Origin of the sequence: Kosakonia sp. YIM B13571, assembly GCF_042788095.1 — a bacterium.
Lineage (GTDB): Bacteria > Pseudomonadota > Gammaproteobacteria > Enterobacterales > Enterobacteriaceae > Kosakonia > Kosakonia quasisacchari.
In genome coordinates, this window is record NZ_JBHZPL010000002.1 from 16,656 (window position 1) to 41,289 (window position 24,634).

The 24,634-nt window shown below is 54.1% G+C and carries 25 protein-coding genes; 12 read left to right on the forward strand and 13 right to left on the reverse strand.

What is annotated here, in order from left to right; all coding sequences use genetic code 11:
- The first annotated feature begins 150 nt into the window (after positions 1-150).
- From lolC to ACFX4O_RS05230, 8 genes are all read left to right on the forward strand, one after another.
- On the forward strand, positions 151-1,350 hold the full coding sequence (lolC, locus tag ACFX4O_RS05195; protein ID WP_380207648.1) for a lipoprotein-releasing ABC transporter permease subunit LolC: 1,200 nt from the start codon (positions 151-153) through the stop codon (positions 1,348-1,350).
- A complete protein-coding gene (gene lolD / locus ACFX4O_RS05200; RefSeq protein ID WP_380207649.1) occupies positions 1,343-2,044 on the forward strand; it encodes a lipoprotein-releasing ABC transporter ATP-binding protein LolD in 702 nt (233 codons plus the stop codon). Before lolC ends, lolD begins: the two co-directional genes overlap by 8 nt.
- Positions 2,044-3,288, forward strand: a complete 1,245-nt coding sequence (gene lolE, locus ACFX4O_RS05205; RefSeq protein WP_380207650.1) for a lipoprotein-releasing ABC transporter permease subunit LolE — start codon at positions 2,044-2,046, stop codon at positions 3,286-3,288. Before lolD ends, lolE begins: the two co-directional genes overlap by 1 nt.
- A gap of 35 nt (positions 3,289-3,323) precedes the next feature.
- The gene (gene nagK / locus ACFX4O_RS05210; RefSeq protein WP_380207651.1) at positions 3,324-4,235 is read left to right on the forward strand and encodes an N-acetylglucosamine kinase; all 912 of its coding nucleotides are present in this window, start codon (positions 3,324-3,326) and stop codon (positions 4,233-4,235) included.
- Between the two features lie 14 nt (positions 4,236-4,249).
- A complete protein-coding gene (cobB, locus tag ACFX4O_RS05215) occupies positions 4,250-5,071 on the forward strand; it encodes a Sir2 family NAD+-dependent deacetylase (protein ID WP_380207652.1) in 822 nt (273 codons plus the stop codon).
- Between the two features lie 164 nt (positions 5,072-5,235).
- A complete protein-coding gene (locus ACFX4O_RS05220) occupies positions 5,236-5,997 on the forward strand; it encodes a MipA/OmpV family protein (protein WP_380207653.1) in 762 nt (253 codons plus the stop codon).
- Positions 5,997-6,683 carry a response regulator transcription factor gene (locus ACFX4O_RS05225; protein ID WP_380207654.1) on the forward strand — a complete coding sequence of 229 codons (687 nt, stop codon included), beginning with the start codon at positions 5,997-5,999 and terminating at the stop codon, positions 6,681-6,683. The genes ACFX4O_RS05220 and ACFX4O_RS05225 overlap by 1 nt, the downstream gene beginning before the upstream one ends.
- Entirely contained in the window at positions 6,652-7,998 is a 1,347-nt protein-coding gene (locus tag ACFX4O_RS05230; protein ID WP_380207655.1) for an ATP-binding protein, read from the forward strand. Before ACFX4O_RS05225 ends, ACFX4O_RS05230 begins: the two co-directional genes overlap by 32 nt.
- A 21-nt stretch (positions 7,999-8,019) precedes the next feature.
- Here ACFX4O_RS05230 and potD read toward each other — a convergent pair whose 3' ends face one another.
- The 4 genes from potD to potA form a co-directional block, all read right to left on the reverse strand.
- On the reverse strand, positions 8,020-9,066 hold the full coding sequence (gene potD / locus ACFX4O_RS05235) for a spermidine/putrescine ABC transporter substrate-binding protein PotD (protein ID WP_380207656.1): 1,047 nt from the start codon (positions 9,064-9,066) through the stop codon (positions 8,020-8,022).
- A 128-nt stretch (positions 9,067-9,194) separates the two neighbouring features.
- Positions 9,195-9,992, reverse strand: a complete 798-nt coding sequence (gene potC / locus ACFX4O_RS05240; protein ID WP_380207657.1) for a spermidine/putrescine ABC transporter permease PotC — start codon at positions 9,990-9,992, stop codon at positions 9,195-9,197.
- The gene (potB, locus tag ACFX4O_RS05245) at positions 9,989-10,846 is read right to left on the reverse strand and encodes a spermidine/putrescine ABC transporter permease PotB (RefSeq protein ID WP_380207658.1); all 858 of its coding nucleotides are present in this window, start codon (positions 10,844-10,846) and stop codon (positions 9,989-9,991) included. The genes potC and potB overlap by 4 nt, the downstream gene beginning before the upstream one ends.
- Positions 10,830-11,948, reverse strand: coding sequence for a spermidine/putrescine ABC transporter ATP-binding protein PotA (gene potA / locus ACFX4O_RS05250; RefSeq protein ID WP_380207659.1), 1,119 nt, complete (start codon positions 11,946-11,948; stop codon positions 10,830-10,832). Before potA ends, potB begins: the two co-directional genes overlap by 17 nt.
- A gap of 290 nt (positions 11,949-12,238) precedes the next feature.
- On the opposite strand from potA, the gene pepT reads away from it, so the two are divergent.
- Positions 12,239-13,465: a peptidase T gene (pepT, locus tag ACFX4O_RS05255; RefSeq protein WP_380207660.1), complete on the forward strand. Its 1,227-nt coding sequence runs from the start codon at positions 12,239-12,241 to the stop codon at positions 13,463-13,465.
- A gap of 49 nt (positions 13,466-13,514) precedes the next feature.
- Here pepT and ACFX4O_RS05260 read toward each other — a convergent pair whose 3' ends face one another.
- The 8 genes from ACFX4O_RS05260 to rluE form a co-directional block, all read right to left on the reverse strand.
- On the reverse strand, positions 13,515-14,636 hold the full coding sequence (locus tag ACFX4O_RS05260) for a JmjC domain-containing protein (RefSeq protein WP_380207661.1): 1,122 nt from the start codon (positions 14,634-14,636) through the stop codon (positions 13,515-13,517).
- 150 nt (positions 14,637-14,786) lie between these two features.
- Positions 14,787-16,250 carry a two-component system sensor histidine kinase PhoQ gene (gene phoQ, locus ACFX4O_RS05265; RefSeq protein ID WP_380207662.1) on the reverse strand — a complete coding sequence of 488 codons (1,464 nt, stop codon included), beginning with the start codon at positions 16,248-16,250 and terminating at the stop codon, positions 14,787-14,789.
- Complete coding sequence (gene phoP, locus ACFX4O_RS05270) at positions 16,247-16,921, reverse strand: two-component system response regulator PhoP (protein ID WP_017456462.1); 675 nt, start codon at positions 16,919-16,921, stop codon at positions 16,247-16,249. The genes phoQ and phoP overlap by 4 nt, the downstream gene beginning before the upstream one ends.
- A gap of 138 nt (positions 16,922-17,059) precedes the next feature.
- Entirely contained in the window at positions 17,060-18,430 is a 1,371-nt protein-coding gene (purB, locus tag ACFX4O_RS05275; protein ID WP_131411843.1) for an adenylosuccinate lyase, read from the reverse strand.
- Positions 18,431-18,449: 19 nt separating this feature from the next.
- A complete protein-coding gene (gene hflD / locus ACFX4O_RS05280) occupies positions 18,450-19,079 on the reverse strand; it encodes a high frequency lysogenization protein HflD (protein ID WP_020457488.1) in 630 nt (209 codons plus the stop codon).
- 74 nt (positions 19,080-19,153) lie between these two features.
- The gene (gene mnmA / locus ACFX4O_RS05285) at positions 19,154-20,260 is read right to left on the reverse strand and encodes a tRNA 2-thiouridine(34) synthase MnmA (RefSeq protein ID WP_131411845.1); all 1,107 of its coding nucleotides are present in this window, start codon (positions 20,258-20,260) and stop codon (positions 19,154-19,156) included.
- Positions 20,261-20,315: 55 nt separating this feature from the next.
- Positions 20,316-20,774, reverse strand: coding sequence for an NUDIX hydrolase (locus ACFX4O_RS05290; RefSeq protein ID WP_131411847.1), 459 nt, complete (start codon positions 20,772-20,774; stop codon positions 20,316-20,318).
- Positions 20,775-20,788: 14 nt separating this feature from the next.
- The gene (gene rluE / locus ACFX4O_RS05295; RefSeq protein WP_380207663.1) at positions 20,789-21,436 is read right to left on the reverse strand and encodes a 23S rRNA pseudouridine(2457) synthase RluE; all 648 of its coding nucleotides are present in this window, start codon (positions 21,434-21,436) and stop codon (positions 20,789-20,791) included.
- Between the two features lie 184 nt (positions 21,437-21,620).
- Between rluE and icd the strand changes: the two genes are divergently transcribed.
- The 3 genes from icd to tolA all read left to right on the forward strand — a co-directional run bounded on the left by icd (position 21,621) and on the right by tolA (position 24,250).
- Entirely contained in the window at positions 21,621-22,871 is a 1,251-nt protein-coding gene (gene icd, locus ACFX4O_RS05300) for an NADP-dependent isocitrate dehydrogenase (RefSeq protein ID WP_380207664.1), read from the forward strand.
- A gap of 157 nt (positions 22,872-23,028) precedes the next feature.
- Entirely contained in the window at positions 23,029-23,529 is a 501-nt protein-coding gene (locus ACFX4O_RS05305) for an anti-virulence regulator CigR family protein (RefSeq protein ID WP_380207665.1), read from the forward strand.
- A 298-nt stretch (positions 23,530-23,827) separates the two neighbouring features.
- Positions 23,828-24,250 carry a cell envelope integrity protein TolA gene (gene tolA, locus ACFX4O_RS05310; protein ID WP_380208021.1) on the forward strand — a complete coding sequence of 141 codons (423 nt, stop codon included), beginning with the start codon at positions 23,828-23,830 and terminating at the stop codon, positions 24,248-24,250.
- 72 nt (positions 24,251-24,322) lie between these two features.
- Here the strand turns inward: tolA and ACFX4O_RS05315 are convergent, their stop codons facing one another.
- Positions 24,323-24,562, reverse strand: a complete 240-nt coding sequence (locus tag ACFX4O_RS05315) for a DinI family protein (protein WP_020454063.1) — start codon at positions 24,560-24,562, stop codon at positions 24,323-24,325.
- Positions 24,563-24,634 lie beyond the last annotated feature (72 nt).

Sequence of the window (24,634 nt, forward strand, 5' to 3'; positions counted from 1 at the left end):
GAAATGCAAACTGGCCGATGGTTGTTTATTGGTTTGATTTCACGGAATTTTTCCGTATATGTCTGACGAATACTTACCGTTTCACTCATTTACGCTCTGTGCTTTCGCTTATATACTCCTCACTCTGCTATCAGCAACCAGACGGATTTCATGTACCAGCCTGTCACTCTTTTCATAGGCCTGCGCTATATGCGCGGGCGCGCAGCGGACCGCTTTGGCCGCTTTGTCTCCTGGCTGTCAACCATTGGCATCACCCTCGGTGTAATGGCGCTGGTAACGGTGTTATCGGTGATGAATGGCTTTGAGCGCGAGCTGCAAAACAACATCCTGGGGCTGATGCCGCAGGCCACCCTTACCACGCAAAATGGCTCATTGAATCCAGAACAGCTCCCGGCAAGTCAGGTCAAATTGCAGGGCGTAACGCGTATTGCGCCGCTCACCACAGGCGATGTGGTGTTACAGAGCGCGCGCAGCGTTGCGGTGGGTGTGATGATGGGCATCGATCCGGCGCAAAACGACCCGCTGACACCGTACCTGGTCAATGTCAAACAAAGCGACCTGCAAGCGGGTAAATACAACATTATCCTCGGTGAGCAACTGGCCGGGCAATTGGGTGTGAACCGTGGCGATCAAATTCGCGTGATGGTGCCGTCCGCCAGCCAGTTTACGCCGATGGGCCGTTTGCCCAGCCAGCGCTTGTTCACCGTGGTCGGCACGTTTGCGGCGAACAGCGAAGTCGATGAATACCAGATGCTGGTCAATATTGACGACGCCTCGCGCCTGATGCGCTACCCGGCAGGAAATATTACCGGCTGGCGTTTGTGGTTGAACGAGCCGCTGAAAGTCGATGTGCTCAGCCAACAGAAACTGCCTGAAGGTACCAAATGGCAGGACTGGCGCGACCGTAAAGGCGAGCTGTTCCAGGCTGTGCGGATGGAAAAAAATATGATGGGGCTGTTGTTGAGCCTGATCATTGCCGTTGCGGCATTCAATATTATTACCTCGCTCGGCCTGATGGTGATGGAAAAACAGGGCGAAGTGGCGATTTTGCAAACCCAGGGCTTAACCCCACGTCAAATCATGGCGGTGTTTATGGTACAGGGGGCCAGCGCCGGGATTATTGGCGCGTTGCTGGGTGCCGGGCTGGGCGCGCTGCTCGCCAGCCAGTTGAATAACCTGATGCCCATTATCGGCGCCTTCCTTGATGGTGCCGCCTTGCCGGTGGCAATTGAGCCGCTGCAGGTCATTGGTATTGCGCTGGTGGCGATGGCCATCGCGCTGCTCTCTACGCTTTATCCTTCCTGGCGCGCCGCCGCCACTCAACCCGCTGAGGCTTTACGTTATGAATAAGATCCTGTTGCAATGCGACAACCTGTGCAAACGCTATCAGGAAGGCAGTGTGCAAACCGACGTACTGCACGATGTCAGCTTTAGCATGGCGGAAGGGGAGTTAATGGCGATTGTCGGCAGTTCCGGCTCCGGCAAAAGTACGCTGTTGCACCTGTTGGGCGGGCTGGATACCCCGACCTCGGGCGATGTGATTTTCCGTGACCAGCCGATGAGCAAACTCTCCTCGACCGCCAAAGCGGAACTGCGTAACCGGGAGTTAGGCTTTATCTACCAGTTTCACCATCTGTTGCCGGACTTTACCGCGCTGGAAAACGTGGCGATGCCGCTGCTGATTGGCAAAAAGAAACCGGCAGAAATTAATGAGCGTGCCCGGGAAATGCTACACGCGGTTGGGCTTGAACATCGCGCCAGCCACCGTCCTTCAGAGCTCTCCGGCGGCGAACGTCAGCGTGTGGCGATTGCCCGCGCGCTGGTCAACAACCCGCGCCTGGTGCTGGCGGATGAACCAACCGGGAACCTGGATGCGCGTAACGCGGACAGCATTTTCGAACTGCTGGGCGAGCTGAACAAAATGCAGGGCACCGGGTTTCTCGTGGTAACGCACGATCTACAACTGGCGAAGCGCATGAACCGCCAACTGGAAATGCGCGATGGCCGCCTGAACTCTGAAGTCACCCTGATGGGGGCCGAGTAATGGCTTCCCCCCTCTCTTTACTGATTGCGCTGCGTTTTAGCCGGGGCCGCCGCCGTGGCGGCATGGTCTCACTGATTTCGGTGATCTCCACCGTTGGTATCGCGCTGGGCGTAGCGGTGCTGATTGTCGGATTAAGTGCGATGAACGGTTTCGAACGTGAGCTGAACAACCGCATTCTGGCGGTAGTACCGCACGGTGAAATCGAACCGGTGAATCAGCCGTGGACTAACTGGGATACGGCGCTGGAAAAAGTGAAAAAAGTGCCGGGCATTGCCGCCGCTGCGCCCTATATTAATTTTACCGGGCTGGTGGAAAGTGGTGCGAACCTGCGTGCGATTCAGGTGAAAGGCGTTGACCCGGTGCAGGAAACGCAGCTCAGCGCCTTGCCGAAATTTGTACAGGGTGACGCCTGGCAAAATTTCCGTGCCGGTGAGCAGCAGATCATTCTGGGTAAAGGCGTGGCTGATGCACTGAAAGTGAAGCAGGGCGATTGGGTCTCCATCATGATCCCCAACTCCGATGATGCGCATAAACTGCTACAACCGAAGCGCGTACGTTTGCATGTAACCGGTATTCTGCAACTGAGCGGCCAGCTTGATCACAGCTATGCAATGATCCCGATGCAGGATGCGCAGCAATATTTGGATATGGGCGGCAGCGTCACCGGTATCGACATCAAAGTGAATGATGTGTTTAACGCCAACAAACTGGTGCGCGACGCCGGTGAAGTGACCAACAGCTACGTCTATATCAAAAGCTGGATCGGTAAGTATGGCTACATGTACCGCGACATTCAGATGATCCGCGCCATCATGTATCTGGCGATGGTACTGGTGATTGGCGTGGCCTGTTTTAACATTGTCTCGACGCTGGTCATGGCGGTAAAAGACAAGAGTGGCGACATTGCTGTGCTGCGCACTCTCGGGGCGAAAGATGGGCTTATTCGCGCCATTTTCGTCTGGTACGGTCTGCTGGCGGGCCTGCTTGGCAGCATCAGCGGTGTGGTGATCGGCGTTGTCGTGTCGTTGCAATTGACGCCAATCATTAACGTGCTTGAAAAGCTGATAGGCCATCAGTTCCTGTCGGGAGATATCTACTTTATCGATTTCCTGCCATCGGAGCTGCACCCGCTGGATGTTGTCTATGTGCTGGTGACTGCGCTGGCGTTGAGTCTGCTGGCAAGTTGGTATCCGGCGCGCCGGGCGAGCAATATTGATCCTGCAAGAGTGCTGAGCGGGCAGTAATTCCGCGTGGAACGGGCCACAACGAAGGAGTGGCAATGAATTACGGATTTGATATCGGCGGCAGTAAAATCGCGTTGGGCGTCTTTGACGCCAACCGGCGCTTACAGTGGGAAAAGCGCGTCGCTACCCCGCACGAGAGCTATGAAGCGTTTCTGCGCGCCATTGCCGAACTGGTTGCCGAAGCGGATGCGCATTTTGGTGTGAAAGGCAGCGTTGGCATCGGCATTCCCGGCATGCCGGAAACCGCCGACGGCACGTTGTATGCCACGAATCTTCCCGCCGCCAGCGGTCAACCGCTGCGCGCCGACCTCACTGCATTGCTTGAACGCAATGTGCGTATCGACAACGACGCCAACTGCTTTACGCTCTCCGAAGCCTGGGATGACGAATTCCGCCAGTATACGCTGGTGATGGGGTTAATCCTCGGCACTGGCGTTGGCGGTGGGCTGGTGGTCAATGGTAAATCTGTTCCTGGCCGTCGCTTTATCACCGGTGAGTTTGGCCATATCCGCTTGCCGGTCGATGCGCTGGGGCTGATGGGCTTTGATTTCCCGCTTACCCGCTGCGGCTGCGGAAAAATCGGTTGTATTGAAAACTATCTCTCTGGTCGCGGTTTTGCGTGGCTGTACAGACACTTCTATCATCAATCTTTGTCAGCGCCGGAAATCATTACGCGCTGGGAACAGGGCGATGCGAAGGCGCTGGCGCACGTGGAACGTTATGTGGATCTGCTGGCAGTGTGTCTGGGCAATATTCTGACCATCGTCGACCCGGATCTGCTGGTGATTGGCGGCGGCTTATCGAATTTCAGCGCGCTGACCCGGCTGTTGCCCGCGCGCATTGCGCCGCATCTGTTACCGGCAGGCGATGTTCCGCGTATCGAACGCGCGCGCCACGGCGATGCAGGCGGGATGCGCGGCGCGGCCTTTCTTCATCTCACTGACTAATCTGAGAGGATGCTATGCAATCGCGACGTTCACATCATCTCAGCCGTTTTCGCCGCAACAAACGCCGTTTGCGCGAGCGCTTACGCCAGCGAGTTTTTTTCAGAGACACAATGGTGCCAGACGTAATGGAAAAACCAAGAGTCGTTGTTCTGACGGGAGCGGGCATTTCCGCTGAATCCGGTATTCGAACCTTCCGCGCGGCAGACGGGCTGTGGGAAGAGCATCATGTTGAAGATGTCGCGACGCCGGAAGGTTTCGCCCGTAACCCGCAACTGGTGCAAACCTTCTATAACGATCGGCGCAGGCAACTGCAACTGCCAGAGATTGTGCCGAATGCCGCGCATCTGGCGCTGGCGAAGCTGGAGCAGGCGCTGGGCGATCGCTTTTTGCTAATCACGCAAAACATCGACAATCTGCACGAGCACGCGGGCAATAAAAACATTATCCATATGCACGGCGAACTGCTGAAAGTGCGTTGCTCGCAAAGCGGGCAGGTGCTGGCGTGGACGGGCGATGTCACTCACGATGATAAATGCCACTGCTGTCAGTTCCCGGCACCGTTGCGCCCGCATGTGGTGTGGTTTGGCGAAATGCCGCTGGGGATGGACGAGATCTACAGCGCGCTGGCAATGGCGGATGTGTTTATCGCGATTGGTACATCCGGACATGTCTATCCGGCTGCCGGGTTTGTGCATGAAGCGAAACTGCAAGGCGCGCACACTGTAGAGCTGAACCTGGAGCCCAGCCAGGTTGGCAGCGAGTTCGAAGAGAAACATTACGGGCTGGCAAGCCAGGTTGTGCCGGAATATGTCGAAAAGCTGCTGAAAGGGCTTTAACCATCACCGCCACCTTTTTTAGCTAAGAGGATGGCGGTTTAGCGCGTTTTTTACTGATCTGTTCGCCACGCGCCAGCTTGTGACTATCGTGAAAATCTCCGGTAAGTTCCCCGTAAGACAATGACCCTGATGATAGCGTTTCCACCGCTAACAGGAGCATCATCATGGTTGTTGTGCCACGTTGTGTTGTCGCAGCAAGTCTCGTGTCTGTTGTCTTTACCGCCCAGGCCGAAGAACCGCCGGTTTGGGGCGTCGGCGTCGGCGTCATTAGCACGCAAAAGCCTTACCAGGATAGTGACCGTCAGTACACTCCGATCCCCGTACTGCACTATGAAAACCGTTATTTCCGCTTTTTAGGCACGGCGGCTGAAGTTAAATTGCCCGCGCTGCAACTCAGTGAAACCCAACAGCTCAATATCGGTCTAATAGCCCGTTACGATGGCGCAGGCTATTCGTCCGATGATGCCGATATCCTGAAAGGGATGGACAAGCGCAAAGGGGGATTCTGGGGCGGGGCGGGCATCGAGTGGCAAAATTCGGTGGTGAATCTGTTTACCGACTGGACGCACGATCTTTCCGGCAATAGCAGCGGGCAGCGTTTACGCCTGGGCGCAGAAAAAAGTTGGCATCTGAGCGAGCAATTTACGCTGACGCCGCGCCTGGTCGCCAGCCGTTATAACAGCAGCTATGTCGATTACTACTACGGTGTGCGCAGCAGTGAAGCACGACCATGGCGGCCTGCGTACCGTGCGGATGCTGCTATTAACACCGAAATTGGCGTACGCAGCCTGTACGCGTTCAATGAGCATCACTCGCTGATGGTTGATGTGGAAATGACGCTGCTGGCGTCGGAAATTAAGGACAGCCCGCTGGTGGACAGGACTAACGAAAATCGCATCTTTATGAGTTATATGTACTATTTCTGATGAGCCGAATATTACTGATTGAAGATCACGACCATCTGGCGCGTCTGATTGCCAAAGGGCTGGCGGCGGCGGGGATCGCGGCGGATATCGTTGGGCGCGGCGATGCGGCCTGGACGGCAATAGCGCAGGTCACCTACCAGGGGCTGGTGCTTGATCGCGGCTTGCCCGATGGCGACGGTCTCCAGTTGTTGCATCGCCTGCGCCAGGCACAGGTTGTGATCCCTTGTTTGATCCTCACCGCCCGTGATGCGCTGCACGATCGCGTAGAAGGGCTGGAGGCCGGTGCAGATGACTATCTTGCCAAGCCGTTTGCCATGGAGGAGTTGGTGGCGCGTGTACGTGCTTTGTTGCGCCGTCCGGCGCAAAGCCAGCCGCTGCAACCGGCGTGGGGTGATTTAACCCTCTCGCCGGAAGCCAGCATCATGCAGTGCGGCGAACAGCATATTGCGCTGGCACCTGCCGAGCTGCAAATCATGTTAGCGCTGGTGGGAAAGCAGGGCGGCGTCGTGCGCCGCAGCCGGATGGAAGCCGCCGGATGGGGCTTAAGCGATGCGGTGACGCCGAACGCGCTCGACGTCGCGCTGCACCGGTTAAGGCGCAAGTTAGCGGCGATTGGTTCGCGCTTGCAGATTGTTAACCTCAGAGGATTGGGCTATGCCATCCGGGAAAAAACGTTGGCTGAATAGCCTGGCGCTGAAGATCCTGCTGGCGTTTATCGCTGGCGCGCTGCTGAGTATCGCGTTGCTGGTGCTGTCTGGCAGGGTGGTGAAAGAGCGCTTACCGGGGATGGATCTTTCTGACTACACCCACAGACTGGCTCAGGAATTACAGTTTGATTCGCGCGGACAGCCGACCGGGTTCAACAACGGCGACCAATATCCCCTGTGGATCTACCAAAGCATCACCGATGATGTGGCTTATCGCGTGCTGGATGACGAAGGGCGAGTCGTGCTGATGTCACCTGGCGCGCAGCACTGGCCGACGCTGACACCGCAAGTATCACGAGAGTTTAAATTCACGCTTAACGGCATGATTTACGATGGCGCGACCGAACCGTATGTTCTTGCTGGAAAAACGTGGTGGATCCAGATGGCCGCCAGCTCGCGCATTATCGATTTTCTGCATCGCGGTTTCGCCTTACCGTTTATCCGCTTCGGTATTGAGTTGTTCAGCCTGGTGTTGCTGGTGGTGTTTGGGCTGTGTGCGTGGGTGACGTTGAAATATTCCCTGAAACCGCTGCGTAATGTTTCGACGGAGGCGGCGCTTATCTCACCGCGATCGCTGGATGCTCGCCTGCAAACGCACGGTGTGCCGACAGAGATTTCCCCACTCATCGACAGCTTCAACCAGGTGCTGGCTCGGCTGGAGAAAGGGTATCGCAATCAGCAGGATTTCCTGGCGAAGGCGGCGCATGAGTTAAAAACGCCGCTGACGCTGATACGCGCAGAAGTAGAATTGATGGATCAACAACTCGATGCGCGCGAACCGCTCTTGTTGCAGGTCGAACATCTGGCGCGCCAGGTTCAGCAGTTATTACTGCTGGCTGAGGCCAGTGAACCACTTAGCTACCAGTTTGCTCAGGTTGATGTGCAGGCGGTTGCCCACGATAGTGTGCAGTTTCTCCAGCGCATTGCCGCAGACGCACAGGTGTCGTTGACCTTATCAACGGCAGACGATCCGCTACGCTGGCGCGCTGATCGCGGGGCATTATTCACCCTGCTCAAAAACCTGATTGAGAATGCCATCCAGCACGCGCCGCCCGGTACGGTAGTGCAAACAGTCGTTAGCGAAAACGGGTTTACGGTGCGCGATGTCGGGTCGGGCGTGGCAGAAACCGAGTTGCCATTGCTGTTTTCGCGCTTCTGGCGCGGCGCGCATCGACGCGATAGCGGGGCGGGATTGGGGCTGGCGATTTGCCATGAAATTGCACTGGCGCACGGCTGGACGCTGCAAGCGGAAAATGCCCGTCCTGGGCTGCTTCTGACTGTGTCGACCGGGTGAGTTACCCGGTCGACAATAGCGTTAACGGCCCGCTTTTAGCTTCTGGTAATACTCTTCATAAATGGCGCTGGCGCTACCGACATCGTTTTGCCATTCACCTTTCTGGATGGTTTCGGCATCCGGATAGAGAGATTTATCGTTTGCCACCTCAGGTTTGAGCAGCTTACGCGCCGCCAGGTTTGGCGTCGGGTAGCCGATGGTTTCCGCAACTTGTTTGGCGATTTCCGGGCGCAGCAGGAAGTTAATCAGCTTCAGGGCGCCATCGACGTTTTTCGCGTTGGCGGGAATGGATAAGCTGTCCATCCAGAAAATACCACCCTCTTTCGGCCACACGACCTCCAGCGGTGTTCCCGCCTGGCGCGCAACCCAGGCGGAGCCATTCCACACCATACCGAGGTTCACTTCGCCTTCCATATACGGGTTCGCCGGGTTATCGGAGTTGAACGCCGCCACGTTTGGCATCAGTTTTTGCAACTCTTTATAAGCCGCTTCAATCTCTTTCACATCGGTGGTGTTGCCGGAATAACCGAGTTTGCGCAGCGCCATCTGGAACACTTCGCGCGCATCATCGGTTAACAGCAGGCTGCTTTTGTATTCCGGTTTCCACAGATCCGCCCAACTGGTGATGGTTTTCACATCAATAGCGTCAGTGTTGACGCCAATCGCCGTTGCACCCCAAATATATGGAATCGAGTAATCGTTATTCGGGTCGAACGGTTTGTTAAGCATCTCCGGGTCGAGATTGTGAAAGTGAGTCAGCTTCGTTTTGTCTATCTTCTGGATCATGCCCTCTTTGCGCATTTTGTCCACAAAGTAGGTCGACGGCACTACCAGATCGTAGGCGCCTTCTTTGTAGGTCTTGAGCTTGGCATACATCGTTTCATTCGATTCATACGTCGAATAGATAACCTTGATGCCGGTCTCTTTGGTGAACTGCTCCAGCAGGCCCGGCGGTACATACTCAGTCCAGTTGTAGAAATAGAGTGTGTTGTTGTCGTCGGCGTGTGCGGCGCTCATACCGAGGGCAAGTGTGCCCGCCGCGAGCAGGTGGCGTGACCATTTTTTCATTCAAACGTCCCCTGAGTTTGCGCCTGTTTTGCAGGCGATTTTATTTGCCATTCCGGGGCTGGACAGTGCCCTAACGCCTCAGGTACTGCGGCTTCTGCGCGCTGTCCGCCCCGAACTGGCTGCATCAGTTACGCCTGGTGAGGCAGGCTTTTTGTTTTCGTCGTATCACGCGCAATCAACTGGCTGGCAATCACCAGCACCAGCGACAGCACGAGCAGGATCGTCGCCAGCGCGTTCACTTCTGGCGATACACCGACTTTGACCATCGAGTAAATCTTCAATGGCAGAATTTCATACCCGGGTCCGGTGACGAAAGAGGAAACCACGACGTCATCCATCGACAGGGTAAAGCTCAGCAGCCAGCCTGCGGCGACAGCGGGCATCGCCAGCGGCAGGATGATTTTGCGCAAGATAGTCATTTCGCTGGCACCCAAATCTTTAGCCGCTTCCAGCATCCGCACATCAAAACCTTTCAGCCGTGAGAACACCGTGACCACCACAAACGGCAGGCAGAAGGTGATATGGGAAAACAGCAGCGACCAGAAACCTAACTGCACGCCGAGCAGCATAAACAGCACCAGCAGCGAAATTGCCATCACGATATCCGGCGACATCATCACCACAAACAACATGCCGCTAACAAACGGTTTGCCGCGAAAACGGTAGCGGTAAAGCGCCACGGCGGTCAGCGAGCCAATCAGCGTCGCGAACGTTGCCGACAGTACCGCCATCGTTAGCGAGTGTTGCGCCGCCTGCAGCAGACTGTCGTTATTCATTAACAGGCTGTACCACTGTGTGGAAAAGCCCTGCCAGTTGATGCCAAAGCGTGAGCTGTTAAAGGAGTTGACGATCAAAATAATGATCGGGATATAAAGGTAAGCGTAAATGGCGGTCATAAAACCGCCGCGCAGCAGTCGACCGATCATTCTAGCTCCACCTTTTTATTCAGCAATCGCGCGGCGCGCCAGTAAACCAGCAGCATCAGCCCCATCACGATAGTCAGCGTGATACTGGTTGCCGATCCAAACGGCCAGTCGCGGATGTTCAGGAACTGGCTCTTAATCACGTTGCCGATCAGCAGGTTTTTTGCGCCGCCCATCAAATCCGAGACGTAGAACAGCCCCATGGCTGGCAGCATCACCAGCAGACAACCGGCGACGATCCCCGGCATCGTCAGTGGAATAATGATACGGATAAACGTTTGCAGCTTGCTGGCGCCGAGATCTTTTGCCGCTTCCAGCAGCGGCTTATCGAGCTTTTCGATACTGGAGTAGAGCGGCATCACCATAAACGGCAGCAGAATGTAGACCAGCCCGATAATCACCGCGCCGGGGGTAAACATAATACGCAGCGGCGTGTCGATAACCCCTAACCACAGCAGGAATGCGTTGAGATAACCTTTGGTGCTGAGGAAAATTTTCAGCCCATAGATGCGAATCAGCGAGTTGGTCCAGAAGGGGACAATCAGCAAAAACAACAGTAGCGGGCGCACCTTTGCGGGCAGTTTCGCCAGAAACCAGGCGAACGGATAGCCCAGCGCCAGACACGCCAGCGTAGCGATAAACGCCATATTGAGCGAGTGCAGCAGCACATCGAAATAGAGCGGATCGAGCAGCATGGTGTAGTTATCCAGCGTGAAGACCAGTTTGACGAAGTTAGCGTCGTCGCGGGTCAAAAAGCTGGTGGCGATGATCATCAGGTTGGGCAGAAAAACAAACAGTACAAGCCAACCGACGATGGTCGCGATCACTCCCTTCTGGAATTTACTTGTACTCTTCATCAGCCAATACGACCTCCCAACTCTCTACCCAGTTGATGACCATTTTCTGGTCCAGCGAGTGGTCAAAATCTGGATCGTCTTCATTAAAGAACTCGCTGACCATCACCATTTTGCCGTTTTCCAGCTCAACCATGGATTCCAGCGTCATTCCTTTATAGTTACGTTCGCGCACATAGCCAATCAGCCCGTCGGTTTCGCCAATATCATGGATCTCTTCGACACGTAGATCTTCCGGGCGCAGCAGCACGTTCAACTGCTGGCCTTTTTCCACTGCGAAGTTGACATAGATGTTGCACTCGCGGCCTTCTACATTTGCCCGCACGCGGCTGTCGTCCAGACGCGCAATCACCGTGGCGCTGAAGATATTGATTTCACCAATAAAACTGGCGACAAACAGGTTTTTCGGCTCTTCATAAATTTCACGCGGGGTGCCGTCTTGTTCGATGCGTCCGTCGCGCATCACCACGATGCGATCTGACATGGTCAACGCTTCTTCCTGATCGTGGGTCACAAAGACAAAGGTGATACCGAGCTTGCGCTGTAAGGCTTTCAGTTCATTCTGCATCTGCTTGCGCAGTTTATAGTCGAGCGCGGAGAGCGATTCATCCAGCAGCAGTAAACGCGGTTTATTGACCACCGCGCGAGCAATAGCGACGCGTTGTTGCTGCCCACCGGAGAGCTGGTGCGGTTTCCGTTGGGCGAATTCATCGAGCTGCACCATACGCAATGCGTCTGTGACGCGCGGGATAATGTCTTGCGCCGGGGTTTTTTGCATCCGCAGGCCAAATGCCACGTTTTCGAACACGGTCATATGCGGGAAGAGGGCATAACTTTGAAAAACGGTATTCACATGGCGGTGTTCTGCCGGAACGTGGGTGATATCCTGGGCATCAAGATGGATATGGCCGACATCAACGCTTTCCAGCCCGGCGATCAGGCGCAGAACCGTCGTCTTACCGCAGCCAGAAGGGCCAAGCAGCGTCAGAAATTCGCCGTTATTAATGGTGAGATTAAAATCAGAAATAACATTCTTGCCATCAAAGCTTTTGCGAATACCGGCCAGTTGCACCAGCGGCGAACGCGAACGCGATTGTGTGTTCAATTATTTACTCTGTCCCGTGTTTGCGCATCAAAAGCGATATCCGATGCGGGGTTTGTGATGAACCACCTTTAGGGTTGTGCACGATTTAAGGGCTGGCATTCTACGGCAAACCCATGAAATCGCCAATTGTTGTTCTCTTTTGACCGCGCAACCCCGTATGTTCTCAACAATACTGATTACGCAGCGCGCAATTTTGAAAATATTCCCGTTTACGGGGTAAAAGTGACCTGACGCAATATTTGTCTTTTCGCGCTTACTGATAATGTTGTGACATTTTGTAGGGGGGCTTCATGGACAAACTATTAGAGCGTTTTTTGCAGTACGTTTCTCTGGATACTCAATCAAAGCCCGGCGTCCGCCAGGTGCCAAGTACAGACGGCCAATGGAAGCTCCTGCGTTTACTTCAGAACCAGCTGGAAGAAATGGGGCTGGAAAATGTGACGTTAAGCGATAAAGGCACGGTGATGGCAAAGCTGCCGTCGAATGTGCAAACGCCGGTTCCGGCCATTGGTTTTATTTCTCATGTCGATACCTCGCCGGATTACAGCGGTAAGAATGTTAACCCGCAAATCGTTGAAAACTATCGCGGTGGCGATATTGCGCTGGGTATTGGCGATGAGATCCTTTCGCCAGTGATGTTCCCGGTGCTGCATCAAATGCTGGGCCAGACGCTGATCACCACCGATGGCAAAACGCTGCTTGGCGCGGACGATAAAGCGGGTGTCGCCGAAATCATGACCGCCCTTGCGGTACTGAAAAAGAAAAATATTCCGCATGGCGATATTTGCGTCGCCTTCACGCCGGATGAAGAAGTGGGCAAAGGGGCGAAGCATTTCGATGTTGAGAAGTTCGGCGCGAAGTGGGCGTATACCGTTGATGGCGGCGGCGTAGGGGAACTGGAGTTTGAGAATTTCAACGCGGCGTCGGTGACCATTAAGATTGTTGGCAATAATGTGCATCCTGGTACGGCGAAAGGGGTAATGGTTAACGCCTTAACGCTCGCCAGCAAAATTCATGCGCAGGTGCCGGAAGAGGAGAGCCCGGAACAGACCGAGGGCTACGAAGGTTTCTACCATCTCACTAGCATTAAAGGCACGGTTGATCGCGCCGAAATGCACTACATCATCCGCGATTTTGACCGCAAAAACTTCGAAGCGCGTAAACGCAAGATGATGGAGATCGCCAAAAAAGTAGGGAAGGGCCTGCACCCGGACTGCTATATCGAACTGGCGATTGAAGACAGCTATTACAATATGCACGAGAAAGTGGTCGAGTTTCCGCACATTCTGGACGTGGCGCAACAGGCCATGCGCGACTGCGACATTGAGCCGGATCTGAAACCGATTCGCGGCGGCACCGACGGGGCGCAGCTCTCATTTATGGGGTTGCCGTGCCCGAACCTGTTTACCGGCGGCTATAACTACCATGGCAAACACGAGTTTGTGACGCTGGAAGGCATGGAGAAAGCGGTGCAGGTGATTGTTCGTATTGCCGAACTGACCGCCAAAGGCGAGTAAACCCTCTCATATTGCCCGGTGGCAAGTGCCTCCGGGCAAATATCAGGCATTAATCTTCGAAGAACCAGTAACCGCTGTTAACCAGTGCTGCAAGCATAGCGAGGAAAGAGGGATCTTCCAGCGCATCGCCGAGCAGCTCACCCGTTAGCACAATATGGCTGGCGAGTGCCTCCAGCGCCGGGCGATGCGGGGAGTTGATCCGCTCGCCGTTGGCGAACACATCCTCACCGATTCGCAACACGCGCAGACCGCCAAGGCGCACCAGTTTGTCGCCTTGTTGTAGCGCATCGTAAATCTCATCCGGTTGATAAGGCGGCTCTGGTGGCGCGACATCCAGTTCGTGGCGTGACTGGGAGATAAATTCGCCCATCCACTCGCTGAACTGCTCCGGTTGATTAATCAACCCGAGCATCATTTCGCGCAGCTTATCCAGCTCTTGCGGCAAAATATCTGCCGGATGGTCACGTAACTGCACGTCCGGATCGCTGTAACGTTGGCTACCCAGCTCGCGTTGCAGAACATAGTCGGCGAAGCCGCTTATCAGCTCGCGACCGCTTGGCGCACGGAAGCCCACCGAGTAGTTCAACGAGTTTTCCAGCGAATACCCTTCGTGCGGGAATTCAGGCGGAATATAGAGGATATCGCCCGGCTCCATCTCTTCATCAATAATGGCCTCGAACGGATCCACCTGCAGCAGATCCGGATGTGGGCAGTGCTGTTTCAGCGCCGTTTTCTCGCCGACGCGCCAGCGACGACGACCGGTTCCCTGAATAATGAACACATCATACTGATCGAGATGCGGGCCTACACCGCCGCCGGGTACAGAGAATGAGATCATCAGATCATCTGTGCGCCAGTCGGGCAGGGCGCGGAACGGGCGCATCAGCGCGGCGGCCGGTTGATGCCAGTGGTTCACCGCTTGCACCAGCAGCGACCAATTGTTCTCGCCCAGGTGATCGTAACTTTCAAAAGGACCGTGCCCGACCTGCCATTTACCCTCAAGATGGCTAACCAGGCGGCTGTCCACTTCATTTTCCATTGCCAGCCCTGCCAGTTCATCGGGGCTTATTGGGTCGACGAAATTCTTAATGCCACGCTTCAGCACCACCGGGCGTTTTTGCCAGTAGCGTTGAATAAAGTCTGGCCAGTTTATTTCTACGTGATATTCCATATGCGTTTCCGGCAATTAATCAGTGGCTGAATAAAGGATCATAGTAATGCTGATATGTCATTTTGTCTGCGTAACGATGTGACAGAAAAGTAAAAAGGAGCCGTAAAGGCTCCTTTTTGTTCTTTTTGTTTGCTTTGTTATGGCGAAAGATTACTCGTTACCCGTCATCGTCTGCTGACGGCCAAAAATCACTTCCATTTTCGCCCCACCCAGTAGACTTTCGTCAGTCAGTATCTGCCCTTCGTATTGATCCAAAATCTCCCGCGCCACCGCAAGGCCAACGCCCTGACCGGGGCGTAACGTATCAGCGCGTTGCCCGCGATCGAACACCATCTCGCGTTTTGCCGAAGGGATCCCCGGGCCATCATCTTCCACCAGAATATGCAGTGTATCGTCGCTCTGCCTGGCAGAGACTTCGACAAACTCCAGGCAGTATTTGCAGGCGTTATCCAGCAAGTTGCCCATCACTTCCATAAAGTCGTTTTTCTCACCGACAAAACTGATTTCCGGTGAAATATCGAGCGTAATGTTGACGCCTTTACGCTGATAAACTTTATTCAACGCCGAGGTCAGACTATCAAGTAAGGGCGCGACCGGGTGCAGTTCCCGGCTGAGCAAACCGCTGGAACCGCGCATGGTTGCCCGGTGCAAATAGTAGCCAATTTGCTGAGAAATTCGGCTGATTTGCTCCAGCATTACCGGCTCTGCGTCGCTAACACTCATCTTCTCGCTGCGCAGCGATCGCAAGGTGCTTTGCAGCACCGCTAACGGTGTTTTCAGGCTGTGAGTCAGATCGGTAAGCGTGGTGCGGTATTTGTCATACCGTTCGCGCTCGCTTTTCAATAGCTGGTTGAGGTTGCGCACCAGACTGGTGAGCTCGCGGGTGGTTTCCGGGTTGAGCTGCTCACGATGGTGTTCTTCGAGTTCGCGCACTTCGCGCGCCAGATCTTCAATTGGTCGCAAGCTCCACCACGCCGCCAGCCATAACAGCGGCACTACTAACAGCAGGTTGGCGGCGAGCACGTAAATGAACCAGCTCCACACCATATAAGAGCGTTTAAGCTCAATGGGAATGGTATCGACCACCACAATGGTTAACTGCGGCATGTGCGCCGTTGCCGGATAGATATTCACCGCCACTGAGTGCGTCATTTCGGAGTTGCTGTCATCGTCGCGGATCTCTTTCAGCTTCTGGGCAATCGAGTGGTCATCATCAACCAGCGTTCTGCTGTTATCGACATCGGCTTCTATCTCATGAAAGCCGTTAGCGGTAAGCCAGTCCGGTTTAATGAGGTTTTGCAACCACGGAACGTCTTTCTGTGACCACATCAATTTACCTTGCTGATCGTAAATCAGCGCCACGGTCGGGCTTTGCAAATTAAGCGTGTCGGGCAGATTCACACTGAGTTTATTGTTATCCCAATGCGCCAGGGTATAGAACAGATTGCTCTCGCCACGCAGCAGGCGAAAGGTCGTTTTGTCGAAGCTGACGCTATAACCCACCAGCGCCACCATACCGTAGGCCAGAGAAAGCACCATTACGACGGCGGCCGTGGCGAGTAAAAAACGAACCCGCAGAGAGAGCGGCAGGAAGTGCCGCAGAAGGCGTCTCATTTTGGCAATTCGAACAGGTAGCCCTGGCCGCGCACCGTGGTGATGACGTCATCAGGATAGAGCGTCTGGATTTTTTTACGTAACCGCCCCATCAATACGTCGATGGTGTGGCTTTCGCGCAGTTCGGCGTCCGGGTAAAGCTGTAGCATCAGCGAATCTTTGCTGACCACTTTGCCGCTGTTGCGGATTAGCGTTTCCATAATGGTGTATTCGAAAGCGGTGAGCTTTACCACGTCGTCATTAATGGAGAGTTCGCGGCGGGAGAGATCTACCTGGAACGGCGGCATGGAAATCAGTTGAGATGCGAGGCCGCTGTTGCGGCGCATCAGCGCCTGGATACGCGCCACGACTTCTTCAATGTGGAACGGTTTGGTGACGTAGTCATCTGCACCGGCACTCAGCACTTCCACTTTGTCCTGCCAGCCTTCACGCGCGGTGAGCACCAGTACCGGCAGCGTGACGTCATGGCTGCGCCAGCGGCGAATCAGTGACAGGCCATCTTCATCCGGCAAGCCGAGATCAACAATGGCGATATCCGGCAAGTGTTCGTTAAGAAAGTAATCCGCTTCCTTTGCATCTTCTGCGGCGTCTACTTGATGTCCCAACTCCTGCAACTGAACCTTTAAATGGTGACGCAACAGAGCATTATCTTCCACAACGAGTACGCGCATCGTCAGAACTCTCCATATATTTTTGATATAAATAGTTTAACGCTGATTGTGGTGCGCAGGGGATAAACATTTCTTAAACCGGGGGAGAAAGAAACCCTCTTTCGCGGCGGAAAGAGGGCGAACAGCAACTTCGGGGTATTATTTCAACTCATCAACCATAGTGATGGCTCGACCAATATAGTTGGCCGGGGTCATCGCTTTCAGGCGCTCTTTTTCGTTTTCCGGCAGCGCCAGGCTGTCGATAAATTGTTTCATGCCTTCGGCATCAACGCGTTTACCGCGCGTCAGCTCTTTCAGTTTTTCGTACGGTTTTTCGATCCCGTAGCGGCGCATTACGGTCTGGATCGGCTCGGCCAGCACTTCCCAGTTATGATCCAGCTCGTCCAGCAGGCGATCGCGGTTCACTTCCAGTTTGCTTACGCCTTTCAGCGTGGACTGGTAGGCGATCAGCGCATAGCCGACGCCGACGCCAAGGTTACGCAGCACGGTGGAGTCGGTCAGATCGCGCTGCCAGCGGGAGACCGGCAGTTTGCTGGCCAGGTGCTGTAGCACGGCGTTGGACAGCCCAAGATTGCCTTCTGAGTTTTCAAAATCGATCGGGTTAACTTTGTGCGGCATGGTTGAGGAACCAATCTCACCGGCGATAGTTTTCTGCTTGAAGTGGTTCAGCGCAATGTAACCCCATACGTCACGGTCGAAATCGATCAGGATCGTGTTGAAGCGCGCCATACAGTCAAACAGCTCGGCAATATAATCATGCGGCTCAATCTGCGTGGTGTAGGGGTTCCACTGAATACCCAGCGAGGTGACAAACTCTTCGCTGAACTGATGCCAGTCCACTTCCGGGTAAGCGGCAATATGGGCGTTGTAGTTGCCGACCGCACCGTTGATTTTGCCCAGAATTTCCACCTGGTTAAGCTGGCGGAACTGGCGCTCCATGCGGTAAGCCACGTTCGCCATCTCTTTGCCCAGCGTCGACGGTGTTGCCGGCTGGCCGTGGGTACGGGAGAGCAGTGGGATATCACGGTATTGAACGGCCAGATCTTTTACCGCCTCGATGATCTTGCGCCAGTACGGCAGGATCACTTCGTCGCGCGCGGTTTTCAGCATCAGCGCGTGAGACAGGTTGTTGATGTCTTCTGAGGTGCAAGCGAAGTGGATAAATTCCGAAACGGCGTGCAGCGCCGGGATATCTGCCACTTTTTCTTTTAGAAAATACTCTACCGCTTTCACATCGTGGTTGGTGGTGCGCTCGATAGTTTTGATGCGCGCGGCGTCTTCCTCGTTGAAGTCTTCCACGATTTTATCGAGGTAACCGTTTGCGTCGGCAGCAAAAGCAGGAACTTCCTTGATCGCCGCGTGTGTCGCCAGTTTTTGCAGCCAGCGTACTTCAACCTGAACGCGAAATTTCAGCAAACCGAATTCGCTGAAGATGCCACGCAGTGCGCTGACTTTATCGCCGTAACGTCCATCAACAGGGGAAACGGCGGTCAGGGAGGATAATTCCATAAGTCACAACTCCGGGAGGTTAACAATGAGCGAGAATTTGTTTGGCCTGCGTCGACAGGCGATTTCGGGAAAACATTAACTGTAGACGACCACCGCCAACCTGGTGCCACAGTACCGCAGCGCGGATACCGGCAAGCAATGTGGCGCGGACTTTCGCCTGCACTTGCGGGCTTTGCAGCACGGCAGGCGAGCCGGTGACCTGAATACGCGGTCCCAGCGGGCTGATAACGTCGACATAGATGGCGGCCATTGCGCTGAGCAGCGTTTCGGACTGCAGGTCAAAATGCTCAAGCTGACGCTGTAAACCGGCGATGCGATTACCGAGCGTCTCCATCGCGCCTTTGCTGGCAGCAAGCTTGCGCTCCAGCACCATCATACTAAGTGTGTAGCGGGTCAATTCACCGTTCAGCCCCTGGCGGTTGCTGGCGTTCAGCACGCCGAGCAGCGTTTCTAGCCCGGTGCGCAAGTTGGTTTCGCTGCCGCCAAAGACGCCTAAGGTGGAGTCCGGGTTCAGGTCGATTACGCTATTTAACGAGACATGCAGCGCGTCAGCGTCACAGTGTCCCTGGTGCGCCAACTGCTGCACCAGACGAGCCGACTGGCAGATTCCCGCCAGCGCCAGGGTTATATCGTAATAGTTCTTCGCCACACTCACTCCTTTTGTGCCCGCGGAGGCATTGCTGCCACGGGCGTTGGCCAGTCCGGTTATGCTAAATGTCGTTATTAAAGGGGGAGCGGCAGACGCTGCTCAATAATTCCACCACCGAGGCACACTTCGCCCAGGTAGAATACCGCAGATTGCCCCGGTGTCACGGCGGCAACCGGTTCATCGAAGCGCACGTCAATGCGGTCATCATCCAGCGCGGTAACCGTGCAGGGAATATCTTCCTGCCGATAACGTGTTTTAACCGTGCAGCGCAGCGTGCCTTGCAGCGGCTCGCGATCGACCCAATGCAGCTGTTGCGCGATCAGCCCAACGGACATCAGGCGCGGGTGTTCATGACCCTGAGCGACAATCAGGATGTTGTTTTCAACGTCTTTATCAACCACATACCACGGCTCTTCGCTGCCTTCTTTCGTACCGCCAATGCCCAGTCCTTTACGCTGGCCGAGTGTGTGGTACATCAAGCCCTGATGCTCACCAATCTCTTCACCGTCGACGGTGAGGATTTTACCCGGCTGCGCGGGCAGATAACGGCCGAGGAATTCGCGGAATTTACGCTCGCCAATAAAGCAGATACCGGTCGAGTCTTTTTTCTTCGCCGTAATCAAACCCAGTTCTTCGGCGATTTTACGCACCTGGGGTTTTTCCAGCTCGCCCACCGGGAACAGGCTTTGTGCGATCTGCTCGTGACCGAGCGTATAAAGGAAATAGCTCTGATCCTTATTGCCATCGAGACCGCGCAGCAGGCGGCTTTTGCCGTCAACGTCGGCGCGGCGCACATAGTGGCCGGTGGCAATATAGTCGGCGCCCAGATCTTCGGCGGCGAACTCAAGGAAAGCTTTAAATTTGATCTCTTTGTTGCACAGAATATCCGGGTTTGGCGTGCGTCCGGCTTTATATTCAGCCAGGAAGTGTTCGAACACGTTGTCCCAATATTCTGCGGCGAAATTGACGGTGTGAAGCTCAATGCCGAGCTTGTCGCAAACGGCTTGCGCGTCGGCAAGATCTGCCGCCGCGGTACAGTATTCCTCGCCGTCATCCTCTTCCCAGTTCTTCATGAACAGGCCTTCCACCTTGTAACCTTGCTGTTGCAACAGGTAAGCGGAAACGGAAGAGTCGACACCGCCGGACATGCCGACGATCACTTTTTTTGGGCTATCAGACATAGAATACTCGCGACTAAGAACTTCAGGGCGGCGTATTCTAGCACGGGCTGGCGAGTCAGGCATCCCCTGTAAACGGCCAGTTAAATTCTGCGATGATTTCCAGCGGCAGGCGCTTGCCGGTCTGGTAGCAGCGGATGCTCTCCGCAACCAGCGGCGAACGCAGGTTTGTCGCATTCAGGATCTCGTCGGCGGTGACCCAGTGACAGCAATCAATATCGCTGTCATGCGGCTCAGTGGCGCACATTTCGTTAAGCTCGACGGCAAATAAAAAACGCAGGAACGGGGTGCGATCCGGAGCCAGCCACTGGTGCATGCGGATAAAATGCTGCGGCTCGGCACGAATACCCGTCTCTTCCCACAGCTCACGTTTTGCCGCTTGTAGCAGGGTTTCGTCAGCTTCGAGGTGGCCTGCGGGTTGATTCCACAGCGCCTTGCCGCGAATGGTTTCTTCAACGACCAGAAATTTACCCTGCGCGTGTACCACGCAAGCGACAGTAACATGGGGTTTAAACATCATAGTCTCCCTGATTAAGCGTCACGCCATTCGCCAGTGGCAAGGTTATCCAGCGTGTAGTTTCCCATAGCGTAGCGGATGAGGCGCAGGGTAGGGAAGCCAATATGCGCAGTCATGCGCCGTACCTGGCGGTTACGGCCCTCATACAGGGTAATTTTCAGCCAGGCGGTAGGAATCGATTTGCGCTCGCGAATGGGGGGATTCCGCGGCCACAGCCAGCCGGGTTCCTCTACGCGCTCAATGCCTGCCGGCAGTGTCTGCCCGTCGTTCAGCGTTACCCCGGCGCGCAGTGCCTCAATAGCTTCCTGAGTCGGTTCGCCTTCCACCTGCACGTAATAGATTTTGCCGGTGCGTTTGCCCGGCTGCGTCAGGCTTGCCTGTAACGCGCCGTCATTTGTTAGCACTAGCAGTCCTTCGCTGTCGCGATCCAGGCGGCCTGCGGCGTAAACACCCTGTAGCGGAATAAAATCTTTTAGCGTGCTGCGCCCGGCTTCGTCGGTAAATTGCGGCAAAACATCGTAGGGTTTATTGAACAGAATCACGCGTTTTGGTTGGTTTTGTTGTTCAGGCCTGGTGGCTTGTCGTGAGCTGAATCGCTTAAGGCGGTGATTTCTAAAAGAAGTTTTGTTCATGGTATTTTCAGTAGTTATCAATTGCCGCATTATAGCTGAATCACGATTGCCTTTCATGGAGCCTGAGTATCGGTTAGTATGTTTGGGCTCATTACAATTCATTAACAAAAACGGTTTGCTCTGTGTGAATCACGTAACAGGTGAGCGGACGCAGTCTGAGCGCCCCGCATGAAGTCAGCGAGCAAACAACCAGAAGCGCTCGAAGGAGAGGTGAATGGAAAGCAAAGTAGTTGTTCCGGCGGAAGGTAAAAAGATCACCCTGCAAAATGGCAAGCTCAACGTTCCGAATAACCCGATTATCCCGTTCATTGAAGGTGACGGTATCGGCGTGGACGTGACCCCGGCGATGCTGAAAGTGGTGGATGCCGCTGTGGAGAAAGCCTATAAGGGCGAGCGTAAAATTTCCTGGATGGAAATTTATACCGGTGAGAAATCTACCCATGTTTACGGCCAGGACGTCTGGCTGCCGCCTGAAACACTTGATCTGATTCGTGATTATCGCGTTGCGATTAAAGGCCCCCTGACCACGCCAGTTGGCGGCGGCATTCGCTCCCTGAACGTTGCGCTGCGCCAGGAACTGGATCTGTACATTTGCCTGCGCCCGGTACGTTACTACGAGGGCACGCCGAGCCCGGTAAAACACCCGGAACTGACCGACATGGTTATCTTCCGTGAGAACTCAGAAGATATTTACGCGGGTATCGAGTGGAAAGCCGACTCTGCTGACGCAGAGAAAGTGATTAAATTCCTGCGCGAAGAGATGGGCGTGAAGAAAATTCGCTTCCCGGAACATTGCGGTATCGGCATCAAGCCGTGCTCCGAAGAAGGTACTAAGCGCCTGGTGCGCGCCGCGATTGAATACGCAATCACTAACGACCGTGATTCTGTAACGCTGGTGCACAAAGGCAACATCATGAAGTTCACCGAAGGCGCGTTCAAAGACTGGGGCTACCAGCTGGCACGCGAAGAGTTCGGCGGCGAGCTGATTGATGGCGGCCCGTGGCAGAAAATTATGAACCCGAAAACCGGCAAAGAGATCATCATCAAAGATGTGATTGCTGATGCGTTCCTGCAACAGATCCTGCTGCGCCCGGCAGAATACGACGTTATCGCTTGTATGAACCTGAACGGTGACTACATCTCCGACGCCCTGGCGGCGCAGGTTGGCGGTATCGGTATCGCCCCTGGTGCGAACATTGGCGACGAGTGCGCGCTGTTCGAAGCGACTCATGGCACGGCGCCGAAGTACGCAGGTCAGGATAAAGTGAACCCGGGTTCTGTGATTCTCTCGGCCGAAATGATGCTGCGTCACATGGGCTGGACTGAAGCGGCTGACCTGATCGTTAAAGGCATGAGCGGCGCGATCAACGCCAAAACCGTGACCTACGATTTCGAACGTCTGATGGAAGGCGCTAAACTGCTGAAATGTTCAGAGTTTGGTGATGCGATTATCGCGAACATGTAATCCGCCTCGCGGGTTAAACAAGAACGGGAGCCGATTGGTTCCCGTTTTTTTTTGGGTTATATACCGGCCTAATTAAAAATAAGAATCCGCTATATGGTTGAGGTAATAAACATTATTTATTCTAATAATGTGTGCTCGCTTTTGAGGTATAAAGATCATGTTTAAACGTCGCACTCTTAATGCTGCACTTGCGGCGGTGATTTCTTTGTTCGTATTTTCCGCGCCTGTGTTCGCAAATCCGGGAAACGGAAATGGTAATGGAAACGGCGGCGGCCATGGCAACAGTAATGGCAATCATGGCAATAGCGGTAGCCATGCTAATAAAGGTAATAGCCTTTCCTCCGATGACCAGGTTAACCGTAAAAACTATGGAAAGCCGGATCATGTTGAGTCAGATATTAGTGTCTCGCGTGCCCGTTCTCTGGCAGTCAATTACGGACTAATCGGCTATCAGTCTCTCCCGCCGGGGATTGCGAAAAATCTTACTCGCGGCAAACCCTTGCCTCCAGGAATTGCTAAAAAAGCGGTACCGGCATCCATGCTTGGTCAACTGCCATATTATCCCGGTTATGAGTGGCGTATTGTCGGAAATGATCTGGTTCTGGTCGCGCTGAGCACCGCTATTGTTACTGCGATCATCAATGGTGTTTTTGATTAACACGGCTCGTGTTTTACCCGCAAAGCCTCGCAACGTGCGGGGCTTTTTTATGCACCAAGAAAAGAAAGTTATGAGCTTTGTAAATACTTAATAAGGTCGTTTTGATATTGAAATTTACCAAACGAAAAGGCAGCGATTGAAAACTCCCTTTCGATGTTCAGTGAGCGCTACGCTTCGCGTGCCGACTGACGGGTGGAATATTTTTTGACTTAAGGTAAATCCAGGCCGGCGGAATATAATTGTCAGTCGCTATTTGTTAAATTAGTCCCATTTAGAATACAAGCATTACACAAGGATGATGATAAAAATTAATGCCGGATATGTGTTGCTATTGGTGACGTCATTATTACTCTCGTGTTGTACAAAGACCGGTTTTGCAACGCAGCGCGCAGAGGCGAACGCAGAAGTAGATAATAGGTTTGCCGAGTATAAAGGGATACATGCAACAGCGCCGGAAAACGATATTAATCGTTATGCAGGGCAGATCAAATCGGCGACTGAAAGCCATTTTTTTGAGGCTGATCGTTACGCCGGGAAGGTATGTACGCTGCAAATCAGGCTTGCTGAGAATGGCGCACTAGAGGATGAGCGGTCGATAGGCGGCGATCCTGAACTTTGCAGCGCGGCTATTATCGTTATCAGGCAAGCGAGGCTCCCGAAACCACCTTCACCGGCTGTTTATGAGGTCTTCAAAAACGCGACGCTGGAATTCAAACCGTAATAAATGATGCCGGAGTGCGTGGATAAGCGACACACTTATTCGATATTGTCTGCGGGTGCAAAGGGCAGAAAATTACTCCTGCACCAGCCACATGTCAGACTCTTCAAACATCTCCTCAAGCATACGGTTGAGCTTTTCACGATCGCTTTTGCTGGCGTCGCTGTTCAGGCCATTGGCCTGCATCGGTTTTACGCGCACATCGGCATCAGGAAAGATGCGGTGCACACGCTTAGTTAATTCTTCGAGAATAATCTCTTTAGCGCCGGGTAAACCCGCAACATTACGCTTGTCATAAACCAGTTCAACAAACACAAGGCAGCCCTTTTTACTGTTTTTTCGTACAGCACTTATACTGGATGAAAAGCCAGTATTCAAGCGAAGAAT

Coding starts and splice junctions, on each gene's coding strand:
- phoQ (WP_380207662.1), bottom strand. CDS start 16,250: ATGAGACGCCTTCTGCGGCACTTCCTGCCGCTCTCTCTGCGGGTTCGT.
- rluE (WP_380207663.1), bottom strand. CDS start 21,436: ATGCGGCAATTGATAACTACTGAAAATACCATGAACAAAACTTCTTTT.
- potB (WP_380207658.1), bottom strand. CDS start 10,846: ATGAAGAGTACAAGTAAATTCCAGAAGGGAGTGATCGCGACCATCGTC.
- cobB (WP_380207652.1), top strand. CDS start 4,250: ATGCAATCGCGACGTTCACATCATCTCAGCCGTTTTCGCCGCAACAAA.
- tolA (WP_380208021.1), top strand. CDS start 23,828: ATGATAAAAATTAATGCCGGATATGTGTTGCTATTGGTGACGTCATTA.
- lolE (WP_380207650.1), top strand. CDS start 2,044: ATGGCTTCCCCCCTCTCTTTACTGATTGCGCTGCGTTTTAGCCGGGGC.
- ACFX4O_RS05305 (WP_380207665.1), top strand. CDS start 23,029: ATGTTTAAACGTCGCACTCTTAATGCTGCACTTGCGGCGGTGATTTCT.
- icd (WP_380207664.1), top strand. CDS start 21,621: ATGGAAAGCAAAGTAGTTGTTCCGGCGGAAGGTAAAAAGATCACCCTG.
- lolD (WP_380207649.1), top strand. CDS start 1,343: ATGAATAAGATCCTGTTGCAATGCGACAACCTGTGCAAACGCTATCAG.
- lolC (WP_380207648.1), top strand. CDS start 151: ATGTACCAGCCTGTCACTCTTTTCATAGGCCTGCGCTATATGCGCGGG.
- pepT (WP_380207660.1), top strand. CDS start 12,239: ATGGACAAACTATTAGAGCGTTTTTTGCAGTACGTTTCTCTGGATACT.
- potD (WP_380207656.1), bottom strand. CDS start 9,066: ATGAAAAAATGGTCACGCCACCTGCTCGCGGCGGGCACACTTGCCCTC.
- ACFX4O_RS05290 (WP_131411847.1), bottom strand. CDS start 20,774: ATGTTTAAACCCCATGTTACTGTCGCTTGCGTGGTACACGCGCAGGGT.
- potC (WP_380207657.1), bottom strand. CDS start 9,992: ATGATCGGTCGACTGCTGCGCGGCGGTTTTATGACCGCCATTTACGCT.
- mnmA (WP_131411845.1), bottom strand. CDS start 20,260: ATGTCTGATAGCCCAAAAAAAGTGATCGTCGGCATGTCCGGCGGTGTC.
- purB (WP_131411843.1), bottom strand. CDS start 18,430: ATGGAATTATCCTCCCTGACCGCCGTTTCCCCTGTTGATGGACGTTAC.
- ACFX4O_RS05220 (WP_380207653.1), top strand. CDS start 5,236: ATGGTTGTTGTGCCACGTTGTGTTGTCGCAGCAAGTCTCGTGTCTGTT.
- ACFX4O_RS05230 (WP_380207655.1), top strand. CDS start 6,652: ATGCCATCCGGGAAAAAACGTTGGCTGAATAGCCTGGCGCTGAAGATC.
- nagK (WP_380207651.1), top strand. CDS start 3,324: ATGAATTACGGATTTGATATCGGCGGCAGTAAAATCGCGTTGGGCGTC.
- ACFX4O_RS05260 (WP_380207661.1), bottom strand. CDS start 14,636: ATGGAATATCACGTAGAAATAAACTGGCCAGACTTTATTCAACGCTAC.
- phoP (WP_017456462.1), bottom strand. CDS start 16,921: ATGCGCGTACTCGTTGTGGAAGATAATGCTCTGTTGCGTCACCATTTA.
- ACFX4O_RS05225 (WP_380207654.1), top strand. CDS start 5,997: ATGAGCCGAATATTACTGATTGAAGATCACGACCATCTGGCGCGTCTG.